Here is a 26,669-nt window from a genome sequence, read left to right as displayed (position 1 = left end):
TTAAAATAAGACTGAAAAATACCCGGAAAATCTCAAAAAGACAAAAGGCCTTCAGAATGAAACCATTCTGAAGGCCTTTTGTCGACAATCTGAGTAATTCTACAAAAGTAGAATTGCTTTTTCTTTTTTTAAATAAGGGAATTATTTCAAAAAATGTTCAATTAATTCCAAAATAATGTATACATTTATATTTTACTTTTTGTATACTTACACCATAGAACGTAATAGGAGATAATACTAATTTAATGAACAATACGTTAGAAGAAGTAAATTGTCTAAAGGAAATAGAAAAAGTTAGAGCTGAATTAATAAAAAGTGGCATGGAAAAGGGATTATCCCATCCAACAACCATTGAAATTAGCCAAAGCCTTGATCAAATGTTAAACGAATATACGACACTTAGAAATTCTACTAAAATTGCCTATGCATACAAATCTACCGCTCACCTGTCTGTGCATTTAAATACTCCATAATTTCAGAGAAAGAGTCGAGATGTTTCTCGACAGTCTTTCTCTTTTTTTATTCTTTTATTAAGTCTCTTCTTATTGTGGTCGTCAAGTTGTAACTACTTTATTTTACGCCTAATCAAACTGTCCAGCTAACTGCTAAATCTGAGTAGGGTCACCCGCCAAAGTGACGGATTCCATTACCTCAAAGTGACGGATTCCAATACGTCAAAATGACGGACTGCAACACGTCAAAGTGACGCTCTCCAACCCGTCAATTTGTGGTGAGCAATACCATAAGATTACTACAGAGATTATAAACAGAGATTACTAAAAAGAATAAGAATAATATTGTGCGGCAGGCCGCACGCTTCATCCCTTTTTAGAAAAGGCATTAAAAAACAAAACAATAAAAAACCAAAAGAAAAAATCGCTTCTGTTCCCTCAAAAGAACTGAAGCGTTTTTCTTTTATTTTTATAAACGAATCTACTAGAACATTAACAATATAAAACCTGAACCAAAATAAAACTTGAAAAAAAATTTACTTAACATGTCTCTTTTTATGTCGTTAATCCGTATATAAAAGACAGATGGAAGATTAGAATGGAACAAACCACAATCCAAGGAGGATAATACATATGCAAAAATCAATTATCAAAGGATATCCGTTTAATTTAATCGACTCACAAGGATTAACCTTTATTAATTTCTACTCCAAGATTTCGAAAGGATTTTCTATATATTCAGAAGTCATTTAGATTTTATCTATCATCAATCCAAATTAAGAACGCTTAATATTACTAGTTACGACTAAAACAAGCTTATAAAAGTTTCAGCAATGGATGGATCAAAATGTTTTCCCTTGTTTTCATCAATAAATGTTAATGCTTTTTCTTTTGACCACGAATCTTTATAAGGTCTACGAGTGGTTAATGCATCGAATACATCCACTATTGATACGATTCTTGCTTCAAGAGGGATTTCTTCACCCTTTAAATTAAAAGGATATCCTGTGCCATCCCATTTTTCATGGTGATACAAAATAATATTTTCAGCTACTTCCATACTTTTAATAAAGTCATAATTGATTTCCTTAGACATTTTATTTAAAATATCTGCGCCTATTAACGGATGCATTTCAATTATTTTTCTTTCATAAGAAGTCAGTGCACCTGGTTTATATAAGATTCCCTCTGGCATTCCTGCCTTACCTATGTCATGTAATATACTCGAATGAATAACATTGTTGATATAATTTGGTTCTAATTGAAGGTTATTTTTCTTATTATGTGCTTTGATCAGAACTTCGGTTAATTCTTGAACTCTTATTAAATGCTCTTCCGTTCCAGGATCTCGAATCTCACATGATATTGCTAGAACCTTTAATAGTTCTCTTTGTACTTCTATTTTTTTGTTTTCGGATAAGTATAAGCCTTCTTCCAACTGTTCTAACGCACGAAAAATACCAATAAAAAACAAGTCCTCCCCAATCTGAAAAGGAGTGATTGTAATAGAAGAATGCCAAAGTTCCCCAGACTTCTTTCGATTAATAAAAATTCCGGACCAAGGGATGAGTTGCTTTAACGAAGTTTTCATTGAAGTATAGGTTGATTGATCTGTAAGGTTAGATTTAATAAATCCTGCCTTCAAACCGATGATTTTATTTCGTTCAAATCCTGTTATGGTTTGATATGTATCATTTACTTCTAAAATAATATGATGACTGTCAGTTATAATAACAGCATCTCCTAATTCCAAAAATCCTTTTAGTTGGTAAGGTAATTGTAACGTTGTTTTCATTATAATCTCCTATTTATCCCATTTCTTGTGTAATCAAGGTAAGACGATCTGCAGAGCGAGTAACCTCTTCAAAGGCTCTTCCTAATTCATTTATTACGTCTATAAATGAATTAAGCTCATTCCCAATCTTGTTACGTTGAAGCATTGTTTCTGCCATCCATTTTTGACTTCAACTTCACTATCCCTGATTATGTTTAAATCCGCATATTCCATTTAGGATTTTTAACTTATAGATCCATTCTTACGTTTTCACAAAATCACGAACCGCCTCAAATTAACATACATGGAAATATTATACTGATAAATCAAAAATAATGCGCACCTCTTCTTAGTGAAAAATGACACTTTTTCCACTCGTTATATTAAATTCTCAATTTTCTAATTTTTTATTGGATAAAATCCCCTGATTTATAGATTATTACATAACGCACATATGTTAGGAAAAAAACGAAAGTTGAAACATACGATTCGCTTTTAGATGGGGTCCGTGCTAATTTCATTTTACTTTCGACTGGATTGGATCACGATTTCCTTTCCATAGAAAAAAACACCTCCACGTTGCCTTTAAGGATTCAATGCCCAGTTCTCAACGTAAGGTGTTTTTATTTTATCTCAATTTATGGGGGAGTATGAAGATGTTTAAAACAGCAATTCGATCAGTGTTGGTTTTACACACCTACTGATAAATATTTTGTTTCTAAGTATGGCTCAATTCCTTCCGAGCCGCCTTCACGGCCCACACCAGAGTCTTTCATGCCACCAAATGGAATATGTGCTCCAGATGGCGCGCCATCGTTCCATCCGATGATTCCATACTGTAAGTTTTCACTTAAATATAAACCATCTTTATAATTTTCTGTAAAGAAGTAAGCAGCTAAGCCATATGGTGAATCATTGGCAATCGTAACAGCTTCTTCTAATGTCGTGAATGTTACAACCGGAATAACAGGTCCAAATGTTTCTTCATGCATGATTTTTGCATCTAATGGGATGTCGGTAATCACTGTCGGTAAAACAAAATAATATCCTTTTTCATCATCTATATCGTAACCATTTCCGCAAGCTAAAGTTGCGCCACGGTTAACTGCATCTTCGATTTGCTCTTTAATTTTGATAAACCCTTTTTTGTTGATGATTGGGCCTACATTTACATCTGGATCAAAACCATTTCCTACTTTTAATGTTTGTACTTTGTCGACTAATAGTTTCGTAAATTCCTCAGCGATCTCTTCATGTACAATTAAACGGTTTGGTGATACACAAGTTTGTCCAGCATTGCGGAATTTAGCTGTAACTGTTTGCTCAACAGCTACGTTTAAATCTGCATCTTTTGCGACGATAATTGGTGCGTGTCCACCTAATTCCATCGTTACATGCTTAACCGTTTGTGCACTTTGCTCCATCAGTAATTTTCCGACTGGTGTTGAACCTGTGAAAGTGATTTTACGGATAGCTTTATGTGATGTAAAAATTTCACCTACTATTGGTCCTTCATTTAACACGTATTGCAATGCATCTTCCGGAATGCCTACGCTATGTGCTAATTCAATTAAGCGAATTGTTGTTAACGGTGTTTCTTCAGCTGGCTTCACGATAAATGTACAGCCTGCTGCTAATGCTGGTGCAGCTTTACGTGTCATCATCGCCGCTGGAAAATTCCATGGTGTAATTGCCGCTACTAATCCAATCGGCTCTTTTGTCACCGTAATACGCTTGTTTGGCACGTGTGCGGGCACTGTACGACCATAAATACGTTTCGCTTCTTCTGCATACCAATCGATGTAACTAACAGCGTAATCAACTTCACCTAATGCTTCCGGTAATGGCTTACCATTTTCAAGTGTAATTAATTCGCCGATTTCTTGACGATTTTCACGGATACATTTTGCCCAGCTGTTTAATAACTGTGCGCGTTCATGTGCACTGCGTTGTTTCCACGATGAAAACGCTGCTGCTGCAGATTCAACTTTTGATACAATCGCTTCTTCTGAATCATATTGAAGCGTATGAATTAACTCCCCATTTGCAGGGTTGTTGACGTAAACAAGTTGAGCCATCTATTATTTCCCCCCATAGTTTGCAAAGGCATCATCTAAAATCGCTAAACCTTTTGCTAATTCTTCATCTGTAATTACTAATGGTGTTAAGAAACGAATGACATTCCCTTTAATTCCTGCAGTTAGCAATAATAAACCGTTCGCATTTGCGTATTTTGCAATTGCATAAGCTGCTTCTTTATTTGGCACTTTATTGTCGCCGATTAACTCAACAGCAACCATTGAACCTAAACGACGAATATCACCAACAAAGCTATATTTTGCTTTATATGTTTCTAAGTGTGATTCTAACTTAGCACCGATTGCTTCTGATGCTGCACATAAGTTTTCTTCTTCGATAATATCAATAACCGCTAACGCAGCTTCACATGCTACTGGACTACCAGCATATGTTCCACCTAATTCACCCGGTGTTGATACTTCCATAATTTCTTTGCGGCCAACTACACCACTTAAAGGCAAACCAGCAGCTAAAGATTTCGATACAGTCATTAAGTCTGGTACTACATCAAATTGCTCAATCGCAAATAAAGTACCTGTACGTGCGAAACCAGTTTGAATTTCATCTGCAATGAAGACGATATTGTTTTCTTTACAGAACTTCGCTACAGCTTGTACGAATCTTTTCGGTGGTACGATGAAACCGCCTTCCCCTTGTACTGGTTCCATTACAACACATGCAACCATTTCTGGAGCAACCGTTGAGACGAAGAAATCATGGAATTGCTCGATGATGAAATCTACATATTGCTCATCTGTAAGCCCTTCTGGTTTACGGTATAAATATGGGAATGGCGCTTTATAAATTTCCGGAGCAAATGGACCAAATTCATATTTATAAGGTTTTACTTTTGAAGTCATTCCCATTGTTAAGTTTGTACGGCCATGATAGCCATTTGTAAATGCAACGACACCTTGTTTCTTTGTATACTTACGTGCAATTTTCACCGCATTTTCTACTGCTTCTGCACCAGAGTTTAATAAGATGACTTGTTTCTCATGTGTACCTGGTGTAACTTCTACTAACTTTTCTGCTAGATTAATATACGAATCATACATCATCACATTAAAGCCTGGATGTAAAAACTTTTCTACTTGTGCTTGTACTGCTGCTACTACTTTTGGATGGCTATGTCCTACATTTAATGTACCAATGGCAGATGCGAAATCGATCCACGCATTACCTTCTGTATCGATAATTGTCGCGCCCTTCGCTTCACTTGCGATTGCTAAACAGCCATTACTTACTCCTTGTACGACGAATTCTTTACGTTTGTTTACAATTTCAACTACTGTGTTTTCTTTAATCATTTTGTTTTTCCCCTTTGCAAATGTTTGTATTTGATAGTATTAGTATGTAATTTTTTGGTTCACAAAAAAAGGTCCAACTTTTATAAAAAAAGGTACCAGTTTTCATCATTTAAGCTCAGCTTTATACTATAATCAGAATACACAGTTTTTTTAATAGAGGAGATTTTCTATGATTCGCATTGATTTTACATCTGATCATCGTTTTATTTACCAACAAATTTATAGTCAGCTTCGAAAACAAATTTTACAAAATGAACTGCGTGCACATAGTAAGCTCCCATCCAAACGAGAGCTAGCAGAAATTTTAAATGTTAGCATTAACTCTGTAAAAACCGCTTACGAACAGTTAATGGAAGAGGGCTATATTTATACAGTCGAACGGGTTGGCTATTATGTAGAAGAAATTCAAGAATTTAAACTAGCGGCAAATACGCAACAAACCTTCCCACCAAACCTAAAGGAAACAGTAGAGACACGTAAAGGTTGGTTGTCATTGTCACATATGAACACAAATCCACATCTCTTTCCATTTAAAAAATGGTTATCGTGTCAGTCAAAAATATATAATACATATATTTCTTCACTCGGAGATATGCCACATACGCAAGGCCCTTATATGCTACGCCAAAGTATTGCAGAGATGCTGTATCGAACACGAGGCATTACTTGTGAGCCAGAGCAAATCGTTTTGCATGCAACAAGCCAAGGCTTATTAGAGCGAATTATTTATATGCAACAAAAGAAAACGTTTGCGACGGAAAATCCTGGCTATGCACGCTATCATCATTTATTAAAGCGGGCCAACATAAATACACATTTAATCCAACTAGATGCTCAAGGAATTGACGTAGATTATTTAACGAATACAAATGCCGATATTGTCATTACAACACCATCGCATCAATTTCCAACAGGAATTATTATGCCGATTTCAAGGCGAATTGAATTATTAAACTGGGCAGCAGCAAAAGAAGAGCGTTATATTATTGAGGATGATTATGATAGTGAATATAAATATCAAACAGACAATATTCCGGCGTTACAAAGTTTAGACTATAATCAAAAAGTCATTTATATGGGGACTTTTTCAAAGACGCTGTTACCAGGCATTCGGATGAGCTATATGGTACTTCCGCCAAAATGGTTATCATTATACTTAGATCATTTCGCTTTAGAGATTCAACCAGCCAATATACTAACCCTTTATACGTTACATGAATTTATTGATAGTGGACTGCTTGAAAAACATGTACGTAAAATGACCAAGCATTATGAAACAATTCGCACCCTGCTTATTGAACAGCTCTATGAACAATTAGGGGAACATATTGTGATCCACGACATACCGGCAGGACTGCATTTTTTAGTGGAAGTCTTTACAGAAAAAACTTATACCGCAATTGAAGAACAAGCCATTTTACATAAACTCGAGCTCTATACGTTAAAGCGTTTTTCATTAAATTCGCTTCCCCTGATTAAAAAAAGTCGTTCGATTATTATCGGCTTTGCCAACATTGCGCCTGAAGATATTCCAAAGGCTGTTGAAAGACTTAAAAAAGTGTTGTTTCATTAGGGGTATACTGGCCTCACAGCTAGATTGAGACACAAAAAAACCATTTTTCTCTTTGAGGAAAATGGTTTTTTCTATTTATGATAATTAGTGGTACTCCATCAAAGTAAATTCTAATAAAGAATCTAATATAGTATCAGGTGAGAGCAGACTGGCACACAAGCCGCAAAGCCACGTTGTAAACGTGTCTTTACGACTTGTCTTTGTGCTTTGTGTAAGGTCTGCTCACATATAATGTGCCCTTCTAAACGTTCAGGAAACTTTGCGCGGCTTACAGTGGTAGGCCGCGTTTTCTGGAGGATGGCTAACACTTTTTCATCTTAAATTAAAGGTAATAGTAGCATTTCTTAATAATTTCACTTAACTTCCAGTCTCGTTTTTTTATATTGTCACTTTACCGTTAAATTGCGCTAATCGTTTTACTAATAGATCCTTCCCTAGAAGTTTCAACACTAAAGGTAATTCTGGGCCGTGTGTTTGGCCTGTTAATAAAATACGGATTGGCATGAATAAATTCTTCCCTTTTAGGCCCGTTTGTTTTTGGATTTTTTTAATGAGTTGTTTCCACTCTTCACTACTCATTGGCGTTTCTTCTTGAAGAGTTGTCGTTAACGCCTCTGCAATTGCTGCTGTTTCGCTTGCTTCTAACCATGCTTGTGCCTCATCTTCGTAGATCACATTCTCTTCAAAGTAGTGCTTTGTTAGCTCAACAATTTCTGCGCCGTAGGTCAATTGTTCTTGATATAACAGTGCAAGTTCCTTCACCCATTCAAGTTGCTCTTCATTTACCTCAGCAGGGAACACATTTGCCTTTTGTAAATGTGGTAAAACCAACTCTACTAATGCTTCTGACGATAAGCGCTTAATATATTGATTGTTCATCCACATCAGTTTTTTCTGATCAAACATTGATACGGATTTTGAAAGGCGTCGAACATCAAATTGTTCAATTAATTCTTCCGGTGATAATAATTCTTGCTCCCCTTCTGGAGACCAACCTAATAAAGCAAAGAAATTAAACATTGCCTCTGGTAAAAAGCCTAGTTCACGGTATTGAGATACGAACTGCACAATTGTTTCATCTCGCTTTGAAAGCTTTTTACGTTGTTCATTGACGATCAATGTCATATGTCCGTATTGTGGTGGTGTCCAACCGAATGCTTCAAACACCATCAATTGTTTTGGTGTATTCGATAAATGCTCTTCCCCACGGAATACATGGGAAATGTCCATATCATAATCATCTAACGCCACCGCAAAATTATATGTAGGAATACCATTTGTTTTCATAATGACCCAATCGCCAATATCTTTTGATTCAAATGCGACATCCCCGCGAACTAAATCATGGAATCGATATGTTCCTTCAGGTACACGCATACGAAGAGTATAAGCTTCTCCTGCAGCCTCTTTCGCTTGTATTTGCTCTTGTGTTAATGTTCTACAAGTACCATCATAGTGAGGTGCTGCTACCCCTGCTGCTTTTTGCTCTTCCCGTGATTGTTGTAGGCGTTCTGCTGAACAAAAACATTTATAGACTTGGCCATTTGCTAATAGTTTTTCGGCGCGTTCTTTGTAGATTGATAGGCGCTCCATTTGTCGATACGGTGCATACGGGCCACCTATATCAATGGATTCTTCAGGTATAATGCCTAACCAACGTAAATTATCTAATTGTGAGGCCTCACCGCCCTCTACATTGCGTTCTATATCCGTATCCTCTATACGTACAATAAATGTCCCATCGTAGTGTTTCGCGTATAAGTAATTAAATAATGCTGTTCGAGCTCCGCCAATATGTAAAAAGCCAGTAGGACTTGGCGCATAACGTACACGTACTTGTTTAGTCATTTTGTTTATCTCCTCTGCTATGTAAAAAATATCCTTATTATATAGTTTTGTGAATCTATATAATAAGGAATTCATGTCAATTTACTTCATGATTATTATTGTGGGAACCAGCCTACTGGTTCAACATTTAAACGAATATTAATTTGTTTTACTTCTTGGAATTCTTCTAAACTATATTTTCCTAAACTACGACCAATACCAGATTGCTTGTAGCCACCCCATGGAGCTTCTACATAAGTTGGGTGATAATCATTTACCCATGTAATCCCTGCACGAACTTGCTTAATCACACGTAATGCTTTCGCGCCGTCATTTGAGAAGACACCACCAGCTAAACCAAAATCAGTGTCATTCGCTAATCGAACAGCTTCTTCTTCAGTTGAGAACTTTTGAATCGTGACAACTGGTCCAAAAATTTCTTCACGCACGATTGTCATATCTGGAGTTACATCCGTAAATACAGTTGGTGCGATAAAGAAACCTTTATCTAAACCATTTTCAGTTAGACGGTAACCACCTGTTTTTAATGTAGCCCCTTCTGCTTTACCTTTTTCGATATAACCTAAGATCGAGTTCATTTGTGCTTCACTTACGATTGCACCCATGTTTGTTTCTGGATCTAAACCAGGACCTACTTTGATTTTTGCTGCGCGCTCTACATAGCGTTTTACGTATTCATCATAAATTGTATCTTGTACTAAAATACGGCTACCTGATGAACATACTTGACCCGCACCTAAGAAGATTCCAAATAAACCATAGTCAACTGCTACTTCTAAGTCTGCATCTGCAAATACGATATTTGGCGATTTCCCCCCTAGTTCTAATGAAATCTTCTTTAAGTTGCCAGCTGCCGCACGCATAATGCCACGTCCTACATCTGTACTACCTGTGAAGGATACCATGTCTACGTCATTACTTTCTGAAATCGTTTGCCCAATAATTGAACCTTGACCAAATACCATGTTAACAACACCTTTTGGTAAGTTTAGCTCATGTAAGATTTCAAATAACTTGAAAGCTGTTACAGGCGTCACTTCAGCAGGCTTGTAAACGATAGTATTTCCTGCTGCTAAAGCAGGTGCGATTTTCCATACACTCATTAGTAATGGGAAGTTCCAAGGTACGATTAATCCTGCAACCCCAACTGGCTCTTTAACAACCATCGCTTGGACATTATTGTCAGGCACATGATATGTTTCACCGTCTGGATGTAAAATAATCCCTGCATAGTAACGGAAACAAGCAATTGCATCTTGTACATCTGCTTCTGCTTCTGCATATAACTTCCCGTTATCTTGAGTTTCTAATGTAGCGAATTCTTCAAGACGCTCCTCAAGTTTATTTGCAATCGCGTTTAAAATATTTGAACGGTCTTTTGCTGTCGTATTTTTCCACTCGCCCTCATCGAATGCTACACGTGCAGCACGAATCGCCTCTTCTGTTTGTTCTTTTGACATTCGAGGTGCTGTAGCAATTACTTCTTGGTTTGCTGGGTTAATAACTTCAACTGTATTTTCTGCTTCTACCCATTCACCATTTATATAACTTTTTAAGTATAATACGTCAGTTGCTATTGTCATTGATCATCCCGCCTTATAGTTTAATAGTTAAATTAGTAGATTTTGCACGTGAGCAACAAGTTAAAATGGTGCTTCGTTGCTTTCTATTTTCTTCAGAAAGGAAGTGGTCTCGGTGTTCCACATCCCCTTCTACAACTTCAATTTCACAACTACCACAACCACCGATTTTACATGCATATGGTGCATTAACCCCTTCGCGTAGTAGTGCATCTAATAAAGTCTCTTTTTCAGATACTTGAATTTGTTTACCGCTTTCCGCTAGGGATACGACAAAGGGTTCTAGGTTTGAATTATCTAAACCACTTGAGAATAATTCAAAATGAACAGCACGTTCTGGGTAACCGTAAGAGAATGCTGCATCACGGAATTCCTCTACCATGCTAACAGGTCCACAGAAATACACATGAGAACCTATTCGGTGTTCCTTCATTAAATCTGTTGTTAAACGGTTTGGCTCTTCTACACGTGAAAAATGGAATGTCGTAATGTCTGCATATTTTTCTTTTAGTTCTTCATAAAATGCACACTCTTCAGGTGTACGAGCTGCATAATGAAGCTCTACTGTTTGTTCAAATTGAATATCTTGTAGCATCGATAGGAATGGTGTAATGCCAATTCCAGATGCATAAAACACATGATGTTTTGCATGTGGATTTAAAGGAAAGTAATTTCGTGGGAATGAAATTTCAAGTTCATCCCCTACTTTCATTGCTTCATGCCAATGCTTTGAGCCTCCACGTGAGTTAGGATCTTTGCTAATCGCAATCTCGTAGTATTCACGATTACGAGGATCACTTATTAATGAATACTCGCGTTCATATACTGTTTCCCCATCGCTTACAAAAGTTTTTAAGTGAGAACCACCTGTAAACGCAGGTAGCTTTTCATCTTCTGTAGGTACAAATCGGAAACGTTTAATCGTAGACGTCTCTTGTACAATACGATCGATTTTAACTGGAATATTGCCTGCGATTCTCATTTACATCACTCCTTCTGCTTCTGGTACAAATGGATAGCCAATATACCCTTTACGCACTTTTGAATAAAAAGGTCCAACATTTAGATGTGCACCACAGCCGCATTGTACTTGCTTGGCTTGTGTGTCGATTTCGCTAGGGGTGAAGCATTTCATACAGTAAACATATTTACGCTTTTCGCCGATAGTTTTTACTTGTAGTTCTTCTTCAGAGACCCCTTCTTCAACAGCTGTCGAGAAAATCGTTACGGCATCATCCCAATTAGCGACGATGTAAAAACAAGTGCCCATCTTTTGCTCTACTATAAATTTTCGAACATCAGCTGGATTCTCGAATATCAATGTATCTGATGGTGTATCGTAGAGCTGTGCTTGTAATTGCTGCGCTTCCTCTTTGTAGGCCTCATCGCAAATAATCGCAGCCTTTACGAAATGAGTTTTAGGCGATAACTTTTCTGTTAATGTAACGGATTCAAAAAATAATACCGGGCTATTATACATACAGCTTATCCCTCCTGCGTTTGTAGTGCTTGATTCTTTAACTTTTCGTCTACACGACGTAAATACTCTACAGATTGCGGTAAATAAGGAGCGATTCCTTTATATTCTGCCATCGCTTCTGGAATATCTTGCAATACGCTATAAGTTAAATCAAACCACTCTTGACGAAGTTGTAAATCTTCTAAAGGTAGGAACTGTGTATTTAAAACAAATAAAATTGCATTACTGCGTGACATGCGATAGAATTTTTGTTCTTCTACACGTAGACGTACTAATTTACCTGCATTTTCAGGTGTGATCAGGCTTCGTTGTGGTTCCCAAACATCCATAGTTTCATAGTTTACATCCCAACGGTTGGCCATTAAGTTCCAGTTAATTCGTGTCCATGGCTCCCCTGGGTTTATTCCCAATAAGAATTTACGAACGCGATCTATTAAGTTATCCCCATTACGTGATACAAACGGTACTGGTCCATGGATTTCATCGAACGACATCCCTGTATTCCAATGGGCAGAAAATAAAGCAGCGTAAGACACTTGTCCTATTTCTAGGTAGAAATTATCTTCGCGGTTCACCATTAACACAAAATCTTGGTGGAAATGACGACCAGCAAAATCATATGGCTCATACGGTAATGTAGATGGATCACCGAAAGTAAATGTTTGCTCTTCTTTTAAAATATTATTTTTAAATGTCCATTCATCCCCATTTTTAATAAGCTCAAAATGTTGAGGATATTTTTCAACTGCCATTTCAAATACCATTTCTAAAAACTCCCACTGCATTTCCATTGTGTGTGGGAATGATTGATAACGAACCTCTGGCTGTTCATCTAATAACCGGCGTTTAGCACGAACTTGCAATTCATATTCTGGTGTGATTGTTACTAAGTTTGTGTCCTCTAATTTGCGCAAGTCATTGGAATAACGATAATTATCCGAACGGAATGGGAATGGGAATGTATTTAAGTCCGTTGTTTTAAAATCTAATTCTTGTGTAAACATATAAAACGCCTCCTAAAGTGATGTTTTCGTTTTTAATAAATATTCTTTAAATTTCTCATCTTTTGCTGATACACGATCCACTTCGAATCTAAAAATGAATTTCGCACACACATAGTACAAAACACCTGCCAGGAAGAATGTCGGAATACCAGCTGTAATCTTCAAAAATAATCCCTTTGCTTCTAACGTTATAGGGTTGTAGATCCCCCAGAAGAAGAAATAACTTGCCACTAATGTCACGATTGCGGAGGGATTAAAGCCGAACCAGTAGTTATACTTTCCTTTTGTGTTGTACAGATCACGCAAAGAAATATTTTGGTTTTTCACGAAGAAATAATCGGCAATTAAAATACCACCTAAACTCGCCATCGAGAACGAGATGACACTCATGAAAATATTAAATGCATCATAGAACGTTGAATTTAATAGCAAGATAATCGTTGGTAATAGTGTACTTACCGCTATAATCCATGAACTTTTTGAAAATAGTGTTTTAAAGCTGATGGCAAATGAGTACATCAAGAACAATGTCGCTCCTAAATTGGCAACTGTTAATAAAATCAATCCAATAATGGCAAATTTGCTACCCATAATGGCATTCATCCAATCACCTGGATACATAGAACCTGAAATGAGTGCGGCAATTGCTCCAACTACAGCTGCAACGACTACAACCACTCCATAGCTATAAAAACTAGCGGAATAAGCTGACTTTGATGATTTTGCCAAACGGCTATATTGTCCTAAATATGGCAACCAAGAAAAGCCCAATGCAACATTAATCTCAAGTGCCGTCATAAACGATCGTGTATGATTTTCAAAAGGTTCTACCGGCGTTAACTTATTTAAAGCAGGTATATGGTCTGAAAATACAACCGCAATAATTAGTGCGATCAAAAATAAGAAAAATGACGGTACCGCAATAATATTGAATTTACGAATCGCATTCGGCCCCCGTAAGACGATGATAAAGGCTATGAAAAATAAGATAATCGCACAAACAGTTGGACCTACACTGCCAGAAAGAAACTCCGGAGCATTTACCACCTTGAATGCACTTGATAGCGATTCACCTGCCATAAATAAAGCTAAAGCGCTATAGCCTAATGACAGCAAATAAAACAAAATAAAGAATGCGACGACGCCGTTATAACCAAGCGCACTGCGATAACCTACAAAGGTATCCACTCCATACTTGGCGAAATAAAATGCAACTGGTGCAATTAAAAACATCGGAAAAGCATTTCCAAAAAATACTGCAATTAATGAATCGCCAGCTTCAACCATTGTTCCTGCATATGCTCCAGATAGTAGACCAAATGCAGATAGGCCAACGACCGTCTGGACTAGCAACAAATCGAAAAAGCTCATCTTTCTCTCTTTTTTATGTGTTGGTAAATAAGCAAACGCAATATCTGCATTTACATTTGATTTTGTTTTAGACATAGCCTCATCTCCTTATGTTGGCTCAAAAACTAAATAAACCAATCGTAATAATCGCCATAACCACTGTGACACCGATAAAGTCTGAAATTTTTGCTTTGTCATTTTTCTCGATTAATTCTTCTTCGAATGTTTCAATTCGTTTTTCCAAATCCTCATACAGCATTTTTACGAATGGTTCCTCTGATTGAAGTTCCTGTTCGTAGCTCTTTACAGAAGCAGCTTTCATATAATTCCTCCTTTTTTTATCTTTACTTTTAATAATGCAAGTTGCGTGCCAATTAAAAAGAGTATGAATTTACTGAATTTTGTGTTGAAATTTGTAGAAATTTATTGCAAATTTGAAATAACGATTTCATTTTTGAAATTCATTCGTTAAAAGGGGTAGTTTAAATGGAACAAGTAACAATTTTGTCTCAGATGTTTGACTTTTCGATTGTTACAAAAGAAAATGGTGAGATTTTAGAGTACTTCGCAAGCAATGATACGTATAAAAGTAATTTATCTTTACATAAAAGTATTGTTTCCTTTGAAGAGGAAATTTTTAGTAACCCAATTTTTACATCACTTGTAGTGAGTGATGAAAAGCAAACGTTTCTCCAACAAACATGGAACAAGCACCGTGTGTTAACGTACGTCATTCATTCTAACGGTAACTATATATTTGGCTACAATATCATTGAAAAGCCAGCAGAAGTGAAGAAGGAACCTTTGAGTTTCAACAGCGACTTTATCGTCAAAAGTCCAGCAATGACTAAAGTAGCGGCACAAATTCAAAAAGCAGCAAATGCAGGAGCGACAACACTTCTTTTAGGCGAATCGGGTGTCGGTAAGGAAAAAGCGGCACGTGCAATATACCAGTCAGGTTCGCGAAAAAATCAGCCATTTGTGGCGATTAACTGCGGGGCATTACCGGAGACATTAATTGAAAGTGAATTATTTGGTTATACAGAAGGTTCGTTTACAGGCGCCCAAAAGTCGGGGAAAATCGGTAAATTTCGTGAGGCAAATAAAGGAGTCATTTTCTTAGATGAAGTCGGCGAGCTTTCATTATCGATGCAAGTAAAGCTTTTACGTGTCTTACAAGAGCGGATCGTCACGCCAATTGGTTCTTCGAAAGAATATCCAATTGATGTTCAAGTGATTGCAGCAACAAACAAATCACTAATTAATATGGTCAATGAAGGGTCATTTAGGGAAGATTTATATTATCGCTTAAATATTATCCCAATTACGATTCCACCTTTACGCGAACGTGCAGTTGAGATTCCAGAACTTATCGAGCACTTCACCACAATTTCTAATAATAAATATCATTGTAACCGCCTATTCTCTAATACGGCCATTGACTTTTTAACATTACAAGAGTGGCCTGGAAATGTACGGGAACTGGAGAATTTCATTGAACGTACGATTATATTAGCGGATGAGGACATCATTTCCATCCAAACCGCGCGTGATTTTCTAGATGCACCAAGCAGTAATCAAGCGGTAGAAAAGGACTTTTCCATTAATAAGCTAATACCATTACAAGAAGCCCAGGAGTTAATTGAAGAGCAACTGATTACAATGGCAATGGAAAAATATAATTCTTTAAAACTGGCCGCAAACGTTTTAGGGATTAGCCCTCCAACGATGACCCGCAAATATAAAAAGATTAAAGAAATGAAAGAAGAAGCTCAGATGCTGTTTAGTACGCGGCATATTTTAGAAAGTGAATTAGACAAGCGGTTGCGTGCGACCGCTGTCGTGACATCTGTCTCAATATCACCGACCGTGTTGGAAGAGGCCGTTAAGCAACCAAACAATACAAAATATCTTGACCCATTATCTGAACAACTTACCCAAATCTATACAAGAGAAGAAGGGGTGCAATGGGGGTTTATTTTTGTTCGTGATCACGAAGGCAACATTGTGAATCTCACTTCAAGTGAAGGCTTTGTGATTCCAGTTGGGACTACTTATATTGGTAGTGATATTATTTTAAAATCCATTGATAATGCGTTTAAAGGCATTGTGAGTGTGACCCCTGTTTATGAAGATGAATACGGTGAATGGAAAACATGTTGCTCACCATTGTATGACTCAGAAGGTAAAGTCATCGCGATTTTAGGCTTTGATTACTCAAAGGAGTATGTAAATAATGAACTACACAAATTAAGTGAATCCTTAAACATCTCTCTTTCTTAAAGAATTAAATAAAGACCATAAAAAAAGACAAAGTACATGAGGAGCGAACCTCTCCACGTACTTTGTCTTTACCTTTGACTATTATTCTATTCTTCTTTTAAGTATGCCCGCTTCTGAGAGCTTGGTATATTTAGCTGTTCGCGGTATTTAGCAACCGTTCTGCGTGAAATCGTAATTCCCTCTTTTTTTAATAAAAGTTCAATTTGTTGATCGCTATACGGAGAATTTTTATCTTCATCTGCAATAATAGCAGCAATCCGATCACAAACAGTCGAGGTCGTCACATTATTAATGGCTTTTACAAATAAGTCATTCATCGCAAAATTCCCTTGTGCTGTTCGTAAGTACTTGCCCTTTACTGCACGACTAATAGTTGATTCATGCATATCCAATGCCTCTGCAATATCTTTTAAGCGCATAGGCTTCAATGCACGAGGTCCTTTTGCAAAAAAATCTGGCTGCTGTTCAATTAAATAATGTGTAATGGCATATAAAGTATTTTTACGGAAATCTAACCCTTGTGCAAGTGTTGTAAAATCACGCATACATGCTTTCAAATATGTTGGATCCTCTATTTTTAATAGGTTGACGTACACATCATTTAAACGAATAGCAGGCACTGCTTTTTGTTCAACTTCGATCAACCATTGCCCGTCAATACAATACACAGAGACATCTGGCAAAACCGTTGCCACCACTTCGTTTAAAGAAATAACAGGCATACAAGGCAACTCTTTAATGAATGTAATCGTGGCCATTACTTCACTTGTCGTTAGATTATAACGTTTTCTTAATGACACAATGTCCATTTTCGCTATAGCTTCCATTTCATACATGACGAAGTCTTTGGCGAATTGCGGTACATCCTCGCATTGATCAATATGCTTCAATAAAAATTGTGTGCTATTTTGACACCCCACACCAATTGGTTCAAATGATTGTAGAATTTGAATGAATCGCTCCGCTTCTTCTACTTCCATCGTAAAACGCTGTGCTACTTCAGTTGCATCCGTAGTCAAGAATAAACGCTCATCTAAAGAATGAATTAAATAAATTAACACAGTTCGTTCAAAATCGGTCGCTTTTAATGGAATCTGCTCTTTTAGAAAATCGGCTGCCGTATGTTGCATGGCAATCATACTATAGTCTGTTTCAATGCTCCCCTTTAGCATTTTTTCAGAAGGCCATGTGTCTTCCTGTTGATCCATCAAATCAATTAAAGGATTCTCTAAATTTTTTTGTTCGACGAGCTCTTTCAATTCCAAATTCGTTAACTGTAAAATACTTAAACGTTGAATCATTTGTGCAGTTAACTGTTGCGACATGATGGTTTGCATTCCCAATTGTACATTCATATCGCCACCCCCTTTGTATGAAAATGATAAATTAGTGAAGAGATTCTAGATTGTTATTTCAACTTTCTTCAAATAGGTAAAATAACTTGAATTTGACTTTATACGATAATATTCGACAAAAAATGATTATAGAGATGGAGTTAGCTGGCTTAGCTAACTCCTATGATTCAGCTGCCCCCTTTGCGCCAAATACTCTCTATCTAGTTTACATTTCAAGTCATGACGTCTTGTTTACGTTGCAAAACAAATGGGAAAACTTTAAATAAAAGATTTATCATCTTGAAATGATAAATCTTTTGAAGTCATATTATATTTTCTAAAAAAGTAAGGTTAAAAAGCTCAGTGAAAAATAATGATTTACGTTGTATAGGCACCATTAATTTCTACATAGTCATAAGACAAGTCACAACCCCAAACAGTCGCTTCATGTGTTCCTGTTCTAAGTGAAACTCTGATTTTTATTTCAGAATTCTCCAGATAGTTTTGGATCTCAATTAAATTTTCGTCCCCTAATGGTCTGCCCTGATAAATTAATAAATCTCCAAAATAAATAGAAACGTTTTCCGGATGAATATCTAATTCATCTTCACATTTTCCGATTGCCATAGCGATTCTTCCCCAGTTTGGATCTTTACCGAATATCGCCGTTTTCACAAGCGGCGAGTTGACAATACTTTTCGCAATTTTTTTAGCTTGTGCAAAGCTAGATGCCTCATCTACAGTAATCTCGACCAATTTTGTCGCACCTTCACCATCGCGTGCAATTTCTTTTGCTAAGCCGATACTCATGTCAATTAAAGCTTCTTTGAATTGTTGTAAGTCAACTTTTCCAGCCAATCCATTTGCCATAATCGCTACAGTGTCACTTGTACTAGTATCTGCATCAACACTTACCATGTTAAACGATTTATTAACCGCTTCATTAAAAATAGTTTGCAAAGTATCTGAAGGAATTTCTGCATCTGTCACAAAATAGGACAACATGGTCGCCATGTTAGGTTCAATCATCCCAGACCCTTTAGCAATCCCAACTAATGTAGCATCACCGACTTTGCACATTTTAAATTTAGGATACGTATCAGTTGTCATGATTGCGACTGCTGATTTCTCTAACTGACCTACTACTAAATCTGCTTTTAAATTCTTAATACCATTTCTAATTTTATCCATCGGTAATTGATGTCCGATTACTCCTGTAGATGATGGTAAGATATCTTCTGGTGCGATTTCCAGCTCTTGAGCTACCAAATTAACGATTTCTTTCACATTTTGAATTCCTTGTTCACCTGTAGCTACATTGGCATTTTTACTATTAATGACAAAGCATTGTAATTTACCGTTCGCTACATTTTCTCTTCCAATAGGGATAGGAGACCCACAAAATCTGCTTTGTGTAAACATGGCAGCTGCATTGGCTAACTCTGAAGATAAGATCACAGTAAAATCGAGGGTTTCATCTTTGATTCCAAGGTTCTTCACACACGTATAGAAACCTTTAGGCATTTGTCCTTGTAGGTTACTTTCTTCTGTTATTTCTCCCACTTTTTGCATTCGCGTCTTCTCCTTTTTAAACTACTGCAGTTTTAGATTCATTATTTTGTAAATATTTAACTAAAGCAATTTCATCACAATTATTGATTTTTGGGCAGTTTACACAGTCAGTCCATACCTTTTCAGGCAAGTCATCTCGAACAGCCATTTGAAACCCTAACTTTTTGAAAAATTCAACTTGATATGTTAAGGATATTAATCTTTCGACTCCTAATTTAGGACTTTCCTGAATAATATGGTCAACCAGAATACGCCCAATTCCTTTTCCTTGATAGTCAGGATGAACAACTAAAGAACGGACCTCTGCTAAATCTCTTCCTAAAACATGTACTCCGGCTACTCCAACAACCTTGTTTTCTTCCTTCACAACATACAAACATTGCAACTGTTGATAGATTGATAATAACGAACGAGGTAAAACAATCTCTTGATCTGAATAGATTTTAATTAATTCATAAATAGAGTAAACATCATCAGTTGTCGCGTTATAAATCTTCATACACTATCTCCCTCTTTTATGTCTGATCAGTTTTGTTTCCCAACTCTATTTTTCAACAATTCGAAAAATAATATAATATAAATATTGCATTAAAAGCTTTTATAACGCAAATACTTTTTTGAGTTTTTCGAAAATACAGAATCCAAAATGTACTAGATTCGCCTTCTAATTAATTGTATAAATCCGCCCTTTTCAACATAAACCCTTTAATTTCCAACACCTAAATCCACTATACTATATTACTATTAATATTAGAGGTGAAAATATATGGAGAAAATAAAAAAAGTTACTAAGGCATTAGCAACAATAGGGCTAGTTGGTGGGATCGCTCTTTCATCAGTAGGCAATGCATCGGCTGCACAAGTTCATTATAAGGACGTAAAAAAAGCAGATAACTTCTATACATCAGTAGAATACTTATTAAGTGAAGATGCGATCAGTAAAACCTTACCGAATTTCAGACCATATGAAAATATTACACGTGGGCAGTTTGCTAGTATTTTTGCGAAGGTATTGGAAGAAAGATTAGACGATGTAAGCACATATGATTTTTGGAAAAAAACTGACTTTAAAGATGTTCCCAATACACATCAATTCAATCAATACGTGGAGAAATTAGTAGGAAATAGCATCATGGGTGGTTTAATCAGTCCATTTAATAGAGGCGGAGGTATATTTGGTGTAAATGAATCCTTAACTCGTGGTCAAATGGCAGGTATTCTAGTAAAAGCATATAGAATTCCACTAATTAATGCAGAAATTTATAAAGAAAATGGTGGTAAAGTATCTGATATATTTGATGGTAAACGTTTCAAAGGTCAATGGGGTTTACAATTAGCGACACTTGAATATTTAGGTGTTATGAGCGGCTACGGTGATGGTAGCTATAAGCCTAATGCACCTATCAAACGTTCACAATTCGCTAATATGTTATATAAAATTGAAAATAACATGAATGCAATTATTCCAGACAACCATTTCACAGAAGAACTTAATAAACTTGGTGTATCAGAAGAGGCTGCCATTAAAAGTATTAAAGACTTGAAAGATAATAATGTTATTAATTACATTGGCTCCTATGACCATTATGTTGCTTATGAAACAGTGGATCCACATACACTTTACTTTGTAATGGACATCCAAAAAGAAGGTGAAGTTTTACTTGAGGATTTGAATATTAAAATGATAGTCTCTAAATCAACATATACATTCTATGGTTATGATTTTACTTTTGAAAAGGTAGAAACTCAACAACCCACAGCACCAGCAGAAGATCCTACAACAGAAAATACTAATGCTGAATAATTATTATTTAAAAAATCCATGAGGATATATTTCTCATGGATTTTTTAAATTTTATACTCAATAAATTTACTGTTTTATTAATCTTAATAATTACTCCATTGTTATATTAAAAAAGCAAATATATTGAAATACATTCTTCAGTGTAATAATGATTACTATCTTTTCAGTACATGGCACTGCCTAAATGATATTGATCATACTAAAACCTTTGAATTCTTAATCCAGTTCATCTTAAATTCAAGAACTTTTTAGTTAATTGTTCAACTCATTCTTCATTTTCCCCTATTTTACTTTGGGATTTTATCAGTTTGTTTCTTAATGCTTCGTCACTAGCGTATATATACAACCCTTTAATGCCGCGCTTCATTAAAATATTTACGGAATTTAAAATGATTCTTTCCTTCGCTGCCTCAACATTTTCGATTCCTTCTGTACCCGAATAGGCTCCTACATCCTTATACGCCTCAGTTTTAATGACCAACCGATCAGTTTGTTCATCATAGGAAATAGACGGTCCTAAAATTACACCTACGTAATTCAAATCAAATCCTTGTATCGTATAAATCGAACCAGCTTCATTTACGGTAGAAGCTTTCTCCGCCCAAGTAAATTTACTGTCTGTGATATTCCAGGGAATTTGATATTCTCCACGATCCTCTGTAATGTAGTACACTCCGCCATCTTTTTTATGTAAATAATCAAATGTGGAGACAACACGGCTTAATCCATATTCATTATTTTTCGTTTTAATCGCTTCATGCATTTCTTTTAACGTCACAAATACTTTGAACTCGTATCCTTCATCATAAGGCAAAGGTAACAAACGCTTTTGTTTAAATTGATTAATCCACTCGATGACTTCATCATTTGCTTGCATCCGGAACTGATTCGTCAACTCGTAATATTCGGTATGCGAACTTTTTTCAACTAAAATCTCCAAAGTCAACTCTTGCCAGAGACTTTTTAATTTTAAAACTTGATCACTGTCATAAACCATGACAACAACTTTTGCCAACTTTAATAACTCTTCAAGCTGATTTTGGGCATGAAAGTTGTTATATGTATCTGGTCTGGTCAATAACAAATGCGCTTCATCAACTAGAATAATATCTACTTTTTTATCTTGTTTAATTAACTGATTAATTAAAGGTGTTGGTTTTGCGAAATTTTTAGCCTTTAAATGTTTTAATTGAGATGCAATTCCTTTATACGTTTTATACATCTCTTCATGGTTCACAACTAGATAATTTTCCGTTTTGTATAGCGGCGAAGAGGCTTCAGTAGTTTGTTCTTGTATGGTATTAAAAATCGAACTCAATACAACACTTTTTCCAACTCCTGCTTCCCCTTTAATCACGAACAAACTTCCATATTCATGTTGCTGTAATTGAACTTGAGCCTCACAAAACTCAATTACCTTTTCTTTTAAATCGATTTGTTCTAAGGACAACTCTTTAAAAGGCGATAATTTGAATATATCCTTATTTTCAATAACATGCTGTTCGTTTGCTACAATGCCTTTTTCGAATAATTTAATCCATAGCTCTTTAAAAACCCCTTGATCATAAAATGGTTTATTGAAGTAGTTGTGTGTAAAGTCATTTGTCGTTTTACTCTTATTTTGAAGCTTATATTTCTCGTCACCTAAAAAGTAATTGATCAGCTTAGTCTCAAGATGAAAAGTAGCCGAACGATTGAATTCCTCATGTTTAATTAAATGCATGTATTCTAAACTTTTCCGTTCTTTGTTTTTTATATGTGATCGCATGCGCTTTTTAAAATAAACCGTTTCACCGATATACGCCTCTTTTGAACCATTTAATATATAAATAACAGGATAGTTTAAGTACGATTCATTGTTGCCGATCTGATTTAAACTTTTATCTTGAAATGGCCATGTTACGATTTCTAAGTTTTCCATTAATATCACCTTCTTTTTTAAGCAAACTCAGTAACTCATTTAATTAGATTTTAATTCTTTTACAACACTTCTTACCACCTATCAGTACTCTCATCGAATTCCCTCTACCAATTATAGAACAATATAAATAAAAAGCTTATAAGTTTGAGCCATAATACGCAAGTAGTGTACTAAACTTGCATATTATGGCTCTTTATTCGGTTTAATCAAATTTGAGACACTTCTCTAAAAACTATCTTTTTTATATCAAATTTTTGTCGATGACATATATTTATTTATATGGTAAATTTTACAAAGCACTAAACATAGATAAAATGAATATTTTGGAGGAATTTTAATGAAAAAATCAAGAATCTTATTATCAACAGCTCTAATCATGGCTCTATCAGCAAGTAGTGTGTATGCACACCCAGGAAGAACAGATAGTAACGGGGGCCATACTTGCAGAACGAATTGTACCGAGAGATGGGGATTAGAGTATGGTGAGTACCACTACCACAACGGAGGCAGTTCTTCGTCTAGCAATTCTTCTTCAAGCAGTTCTTCATCTAGTTCTAGTGCTGTTAAGAAAAGCGGACCATCTGTAAAAGAAATTGCAGCACAAAAAGCAAAGAAAGCTCAACAAGAAAAAGAAGCTGCTGCAAAGAAAGCAAAACAAATTGCTCAAGCTGAACAAGATGGCTATGCAGATGGTTTAAAAGATGGTTACAATGGGACATCTAATATTAGTACAAGCAAATACCAAGGCGCTTATAATAAAGGATATAAGAAAGGTTTCGCTAAAGGAGAACTTAAGCTATCAAACGCTAAGAACAAAGCATGCCGCGCTGGATATGCTGCAGCTCAGAAAACTAAGTCAGCGGTAGTGCCTGCTGCTTATCAAACAAACACAACACTTTCAGCTGCCTTCTTACAAGGCTTTGAGCGTTATACTATAGATGTTGAGAAACAGAAGTATTATGATATGGGTTATAAAGACTCATTTACTATGGATAAATATAAAGAACCAAACTTAAATAACGAAAATCGTATTCGTTGGTACAAAGAAGGCTTCGATGCAGGTAAAAAGGCACAAGTAGCTTAATATATCTAAACGATTTCTACATGGACGAAATAATGCACAGCTACCGCACAGGAATTTAGAAGATTCTAACAGCGTGATTTTTTAGAACTGTGATATGGCTAGATGTTTAACTAAAAGAAGCATTTAAATAGAAAGAAAGATGACAGTCAACAACGACTGTCATCTTTTTATTATCATCTAGTCCATAGTCGACTACTAACTATAGACTCATTGATATTTATGTGTTCAACCACCAAATACTATCGTAATAGAATGTCTAGGATACAACTTGACATTATGTGATAACCACAATACACAATACCTTTTTCTAACTTGTAATGATGTTAATACATGTTACAACTTCTTATATAGCTTTTTTGTGACTTTTTCAGAATAGCGCTTTACTTGCACACCAATCTTGATGTTTCCTAAGTTAGTGATTAACTCATTCCTTCGTCAGCCGTAATAGCTTTTTTTGATACAACATATCCTAACTTTTCAAAAATTCAAGCCACAACGTCTTTATCTACTTTAGAATCTCTTGAACTTTAATAGCATCAATCAGCCTTTAGATTGAATATAAAAAAACAATTGCTCATTCTTTTTTGCGTTCACCAGATCCTAAGGGTAAAGGATTTTCTCTTTTCAAAATCTAGCATAAAGTTTCCTAAAGTAAAAAATAAAGCTTCCAAACTGCAATTCGTCACAGAGTTCAAAGCAAAATAAAAAGCGACTCAATTATGGCCGCTTTTGATGCTTGTTAACACAATTGTTACCATGATTTTAAAATCTAGTGATATCAACGGGTTAACGCACTTTTATGGAGACGGCGGGAGTCGAACCATATTTTTAATAAAGGCTTGACATCACTGTTAGCTCAAGCGCTTCGGGGTATTTATCTATATTACAAAATGCCAAATTAAATGCCATTAAAATAAATTAGCGTTGTCGGGGGCAAGTCCAATTTTACTTTTAATTCATGCGGATAATGAATGTTTTCTTTATTCAATCCGTCTCCCTGTTGGGGGTTTTTTTAAAAAAAATAAAAATATGTAACATTAAATATTTATTAACTCATCTAAAAATGGACAATTATTTTTAAAGACAAAATCTACTTCGTTTAAATGTTCTTGAAAAAAATTGACCTTATTTTCTATTAGTAGATTGTAGAATTTTTCACCCTTACTTGAATAACAGATATTATAATAAAGCATTATTAATTCTGATGTAGACAATTGTGCTCTAAGTATACCTACATATGTTTTTTTTTCTGTCTCTTTAAGATCAGATTCAACAATAAATTTTACTATCCTATAAAGGTTTCTAAAATAATGTCCTATAGTATTAACACTGCTACTATAAAATTTCTCATAGTAATTTTGCCTCCATCCAATATCATCTATAGGGACATAAAGATTATATTCAAGGTTTATATAATCTTTATCCATTAAATATCGTGTTAAATTATTATTCAATTTGTTATAAAATTTTCCATCGGGACTCCATATTCCATGTTCATTTAATAATTCATATTTAGCTATTAAAGTAGGAAGCGCTTCAGAGAAAATATTTATTTCCATGTAATAACTTTCTGAGTCAAGCTTGAGCTTCTCAAGCTCAAAATATAGTATTCTTATTTTCATCAAATCATCTAAGTTACTTATATATATTTCAAATTCATCCCTACTCTTCGTTGAAATATTAGTTTGGAAAATAATAAATAGTTGTTCAATTGCATCTCTACCTGATTTATTTTTAAATGTTACTTCTTTTAGAATATCGTTCTGCAAACTAATTAAATTAAAAAACGTACTATCAAAAGCTTGTTTTTTCATAGTGTTATTAGTAACTTCAAACTCTTTTGTAGTTTTTGAAAGTTCCTCTCTTTGAAGCTTCAACTCATCTTTTTGCATCATTACAGCTGCAGTTACAAATAATATACTAGACAGACTTAATAAACCAACCATAGTTCCGCCAAAAAAGTCCCCTATAGTTCCAATGTCTGCAAACAAATCAACTGTAGGTTTCTTACCTATCATTAATAATATAATTAAGGGCGATGCAAATCCTGCAATTGCAAATGTTGTACCCGCATAGATCCATCTACTTTCATTACTCTTATCCTGTTTGTTTTTTCTTTCATCTCTTAAAGATGTACTGATTACTGTGGTTATGACAACTGTAATTAAAAAAACCAATAAAGCAAATAATAAATAATTTAACAATTAATTATCCTCTCCTT

General features: G+C 35.5%; 22 protein-coding genes. 6 read left to right on the top strand and 16 right to left on the bottom strand.

Annotation, left to right across the window (positions count from 1 at the left end):
* Positions 1–245: 245 nt before the first annotated feature.
* Positions 246–473 carry an aspartyl-phosphate phosphatase Spo0E family protein gene (locus JOD29_RS16995; protein ID WP_124766674.1) on the top strand — a complete coding sequence of 76 codons (228 nt, stop codon included), beginning with the start codon at positions 246–248 and terminating at the stop codon, positions 471–473.
* Between the two features lie 784 nt (positions 474–1,257).
* Here the strand turns inward: JOD29_RS16995 and JOD29_RS16990 are convergent.
* The 4 genes from JOD29_RS16990 to gabT all read right to left on the bottom strand — a co-directional run bounded on the left by JOD29_RS16990 (position 1,258) and on the right by gabT (position 5,645).
* The gene (locus tag JOD29_RS16990) at positions 1,258–2,247 is read right to left on the bottom strand and encodes an HD domain-containing phosphohydrolase (RefSeq protein WP_124766675.1); all 990 of its coding nucleotides are present in this window, start codon (positions 2,245–2,247) and stop codon (positions 1,258–1,260) included.
* 13 nt (positions 2,248–2,260) lie between these two features.
* On the bottom strand, positions 2,261–2,404 hold the full coding sequence (locus JOD29_RS16985) for a hypothetical protein (RefSeq protein WP_158610606.1): 144 nt from the start codon (positions 2,402–2,404) through the stop codon (positions 2,261–2,263).
* Between the two features lie 511 nt (positions 2,405–2,915).
* Positions 2,916–4,304 (bottom strand): NAD-dependent succinate-semialdehyde dehydrogenase, encoded by a 1,389-nt coding sequence (locus tag JOD29_RS16980; RefSeq protein ID WP_124766676.1) that lies wholly within the window; start codon positions 4,302–4,304, stop codon positions 2,916–2,918.
* 3 nt (positions 4,305–4,307) lie between these two features.
* Positions 4,308–5,645 carry a 4-aminobutyrate--2-oxoglutarate transaminase gene (gene gabT, locus JOD29_RS16975; protein WP_302849680.1) on the bottom strand — a complete coding sequence of 446 codons (1,338 nt, stop codon included), beginning with the start codon at positions 5,643–5,645 and terminating at the stop codon, positions 4,308–4,310.
* A gap of 139 nt (positions 5,646–5,784) precedes the next feature.
* Here gabT and gabR point away from each other — a divergent pair, with 139 nt between their 5' ends.
* Positions 5,785–7,188: a MocR-like transcriptional regulator GabR gene (gene gabR / locus JOD29_RS16970; protein ID WP_124766678.1), complete on the top strand. Its 1,404-nt coding sequence runs from the start codon at positions 5,785–5,787 to the stop codon at positions 7,186–7,188.
* A 378-nt stretch (positions 7,189–7,566) separates the two neighbouring features.
* On the opposite strand, the gene gltX is transcribed toward gabR, so the two are convergent.
* The 7 genes from gltX to JOD29_RS16935 form a co-directional block, all read right to left on the bottom strand.
* Positions 7,567–9,036: a glutamate--tRNA ligase gene (gene gltX, locus JOD29_RS16965; protein WP_124766679.1), complete on the bottom strand. Its 1,470-nt coding sequence runs from the start codon at positions 9,034–9,036 to the stop codon at positions 7,567–7,569.
* Positions 9,037–9,131: 95 nt separating this feature from the next.
* The gene (locus JOD29_RS16960) at positions 9,132–10,619 is read right to left on the bottom strand and encodes an aldehyde dehydrogenase family protein (protein WP_124766680.1); all 1,488 of its coding nucleotides are present in this window, start codon (positions 10,617–10,619) and stop codon (positions 9,132–9,134) included.
* Positions 10,620–10,632: 13 nt separating this feature from the next.
* Positions 10,633–11,598 (bottom strand): PDR/VanB family oxidoreductase, encoded by a 966-nt coding sequence (locus tag JOD29_RS16955; RefSeq protein ID WP_124766681.1) that lies wholly within the window; start codon positions 11,596–11,598, stop codon positions 10,633–10,635.
* On the bottom strand, positions 11,599–12,096 hold the full coding sequence (locus JOD29_RS16950; protein WP_124766682.1) for a hypothetical protein: 498 nt from the start codon (positions 12,094–12,096) through the stop codon (positions 11,599–11,601).
* A gap of 5 nt (positions 12,097–12,101) precedes the next feature.
* On the bottom strand, positions 12,102–13,100 hold the full coding sequence (locus JOD29_RS16945; RefSeq protein ID WP_124766683.1) for a heme-dependent oxidative N-demethylase family protein: 999 nt from the start codon (positions 13,098–13,100) through the stop codon (positions 12,102–12,104).
* 12 nt (positions 13,101–13,112) lie between these two features.
* Positions 13,113–14,546, bottom strand: coding sequence for a cytosine permease (locus tag JOD29_RS16940; protein ID WP_124766684.1), 1,434 nt, complete (start codon positions 14,544–14,546; stop codon positions 13,113–13,115).
* 22 nt (positions 14,547–14,568) lie between these two features.
* Positions 14,569–14,772 carry a hypothetical protein gene (locus JOD29_RS16935; RefSeq protein ID WP_124766685.1) on the bottom strand — a complete coding sequence of 68 codons (204 nt, stop codon included), beginning with the start codon at positions 14,770–14,772 and terminating at the stop codon, positions 14,569–14,571.
* Between the two features lie 164 nt (positions 14,773–14,936).
* Between JOD29_RS16935 and JOD29_RS16930 the strand changes: the two genes are divergently transcribed.
* Positions 14,937–16,733, top strand: coding sequence for a sigma-54 interaction domain-containing protein (locus tag JOD29_RS16930; RefSeq protein WP_124766686.1), 1,797 nt, complete (start codon positions 14,937–14,939; stop codon positions 16,731–16,733).
* Between the two features lie 86 nt (positions 16,734–16,819).
* Here the strand turns inward: JOD29_RS16930 and rpoN are convergent, their stop codons facing one another.
* Entirely contained in the window at positions 16,820–18,088 is a 1,269-nt protein-coding gene (rpoN, locus tag JOD29_RS16925; protein ID WP_124766687.1) for an RNA polymerase factor sigma-54, read from the bottom strand.
* Between the two features lie 86 nt (positions 18,089–18,174).
* On the opposite strand from rpoN, the gene JOD29_RS16920 reads away from it, so the two are divergent.
* Positions 18,175–18,354 (top strand): hypothetical protein, encoded by a 180-nt coding sequence (locus tag JOD29_RS16920; RefSeq protein ID WP_205101722.1) that lies wholly within the window; start codon positions 18,175–18,177, stop codon positions 18,352–18,354.
* A gap of 91 nt (positions 18,355–18,445) precedes the next feature.
* On the opposite strand, the gene argJ is transcribed toward JOD29_RS16920, so the two are convergent.
* Positions 18,446–19,639, bottom strand: a complete 1,194-nt coding sequence (argJ, locus tag JOD29_RS16915) for a bifunctional glutamate N-acetyltransferase/amino-acid acetyltransferase ArgJ (RefSeq protein WP_124766688.1) — start codon at positions 19,637–19,639, stop codon at positions 18,446–18,448.
* A 16-nt stretch (positions 19,640–19,655) separates the two neighbouring features.
* The gene (locus JOD29_RS16910; RefSeq protein ID WP_124766689.1) at positions 19,656–20,138 is read right to left on the bottom strand and encodes an N-acetyltransferase; all 483 of its coding nucleotides are present in this window, start codon (positions 20,136–20,138) and stop codon (positions 19,656–19,658) included.
* 267 nt (positions 20,139–20,405) lie between these two features.
* Between JOD29_RS16910 and JOD29_RS16905 the strand changes: the two genes are divergently transcribed.
* Entirely contained in the window at positions 20,406–21,443 is a 1,038-nt protein-coding gene (locus JOD29_RS16905; protein WP_124766690.1) for an S-layer homology domain-containing protein, read from the top strand.
* 265 nt (positions 21,444–21,708) lie between these two features.
* On the opposite strand, the gene JOD29_RS16900 is transcribed toward JOD29_RS16905, so the two are convergent.
* Complete coding sequence (locus JOD29_RS16900; protein WP_124766691.1) at positions 21,709–23,364, bottom strand: DUF2075 domain-containing protein; 1,656 nt, start codon at positions 23,362–23,364, stop codon at positions 21,709–21,711.
* 337 nt (positions 23,365–23,701) lie between these two features.
* On the opposite strand from JOD29_RS16900, the gene JOD29_RS16895 reads away from it, so the two are divergent.
* Positions 23,702–24,448 (top strand): YHYH domain-containing protein, encoded by a 747-nt coding sequence (locus JOD29_RS16895; RefSeq protein WP_124766692.1) that lies wholly within the window; start codon positions 23,702–23,704, stop codon positions 24,446–24,448.
* Between the two features lie 1,037 nt (positions 24,449–25,485).
* Here JOD29_RS16895 and JOD29_RS16890 read toward each other — a convergent pair.
* The gene (locus JOD29_RS16890; RefSeq protein ID WP_239585772.1) at positions 25,486–26,652 is read right to left on the bottom strand and encodes a putative phage abortive infection protein; all 1,167 of its coding nucleotides are present in this window, start codon (positions 26,650–26,652) and stop codon (positions 25,486–25,488) included.
* Positions 26,653–26,669 lie beyond the last annotated feature (17 nt).

It is taken from the genome of Lysinibacillus composti (assembly GCF_016908465.1).
GTDB classification, from domain to species: domain Bacteria; phylum Bacillota; class Bacilli; order Bacillales_A; family Planococcaceae; genus Ureibacillus; species Ureibacillus composti_A.
This window is presented reverse-complemented; position numbering and strand designations above follow the sequence as displayed.

Excerpts from the sequence above, each read along its gene's own strand:
- JOD29_RS16930 (WP_124766686.1), top strand. The coding sequence starts at position 14,937 with ATGGAACAAGTAACAATTTTGTCTCAGATGTTTGACTTTTCGATTGTT.
- JOD29_RS16900 (WP_124766691.1), bottom strand. The coding sequence starts at position 23,364 with ATGGAAAACTTAGAAATCGTAACATGGCCATTTCAAGATAAAAGTTTA.
- gabR (WP_124766678.1), top strand. The coding sequence starts at position 5,785 with ATGATTCGCATTGATTTTACATCTGATCATCGTTTTATTTACCAACAA.
- JOD29_RS16950 (WP_124766682.1), bottom strand. The coding sequence starts at position 12,096 with ATGTATAATAGCCCGGTATTATTTTTTGAATCCGTTACATTAACAGAA.
- JOD29_RS16935 (WP_124766685.1), bottom strand. The coding sequence starts at position 14,772 with ATGAAAGCTGCTTCTGTAAAGAGCTACGAACAGGAACTTCAATCAGAG.
- JOD29_RS16995 (WP_124766674.1), top strand. The coding sequence starts at position 246 with ATGAACAATACGTTAGAAGAAGTAAATTGTCTAAAGGAAATAGAAAAA.
- gltX (WP_124766679.1), bottom strand. The coding sequence starts at position 9,036 with ATGACTAAACAAGTACGTGTACGTTATGCGCCAAGTCCTACTGGCTTT.
- rpoN (WP_124766687.1), bottom strand. The coding sequence starts at position 18,088 with ATGAATGTACAATTGGGAATGCAAACCATCATGTCGCAACAGTTAACT.
- argJ (WP_124766688.1), bottom strand. The coding sequence starts at position 19,639 with ATGCAAAAAGTGGGAGAAATAACAGAAGAAAGTAACCTACAAGGACAA.
- JOD29_RS16905 (WP_124766690.1), top strand. The coding sequence starts at position 20,406 with ATGGAGAAAATAAAAAAAGTTACTAAGGCATTAGCAACAATAGGGCTA.
- JOD29_RS16940 (WP_124766684.1), bottom strand. The coding sequence starts at position 14,546 with ATGTCTAAAACAAAATCAAATGTAAATGCAGATATTGCGTTTGCTTAT.
- JOD29_RS16910 (WP_124766689.1), bottom strand. The coding sequence starts at position 20,138 with ATGAAGATTTATAACGCGACAACTGATGATGTTTACTCTATTTATGAA.
- JOD29_RS16955 (WP_124766681.1), bottom strand. The coding sequence starts at position 11,598 with ATGAGAATCGCAGGCAATATTCCAGTTAAAATCGATCGTATTGTACAA.
- JOD29_RS16945 (WP_124766683.1), bottom strand. The coding sequence starts at position 13,100 with ATGTTTACACAAGAATTAGATTTTAAAACAACGGACTTAAATACATTC.
- JOD29_RS16895 (WP_124766692.1), top strand. The coding sequence starts at position 23,702 with ATGAAAAAATCAAGAATCTTATTATCAACAGCTCTAATCATGGCTCTA.
- JOD29_RS16985 (WP_158610606.1), bottom strand. The coding sequence starts at position 2,404 with ATGGCAGAAACAATGCTTCAACGTAACAAGATTGGGAATGAGCTTAAT.
- JOD29_RS16990 (WP_124766675.1), bottom strand. The coding sequence starts at position 2,247 with ATGAAAACAACGTTACAATTACCTTACCAACTAAAAGGATTTTTGGAA.
- JOD29_RS16960 (WP_124766680.1), bottom strand. The coding sequence starts at position 10,619 with ATGACAATAGCAACTGACGTATTATACTTAAAAAGTTATATAAATGGT.
- JOD29_RS16980 (WP_124766676.1), bottom strand. The coding sequence starts at position 4,304 with ATGGCTCAACTTGTTTACGTCAACAACCCTGCAAATGGGGAGTTAATT.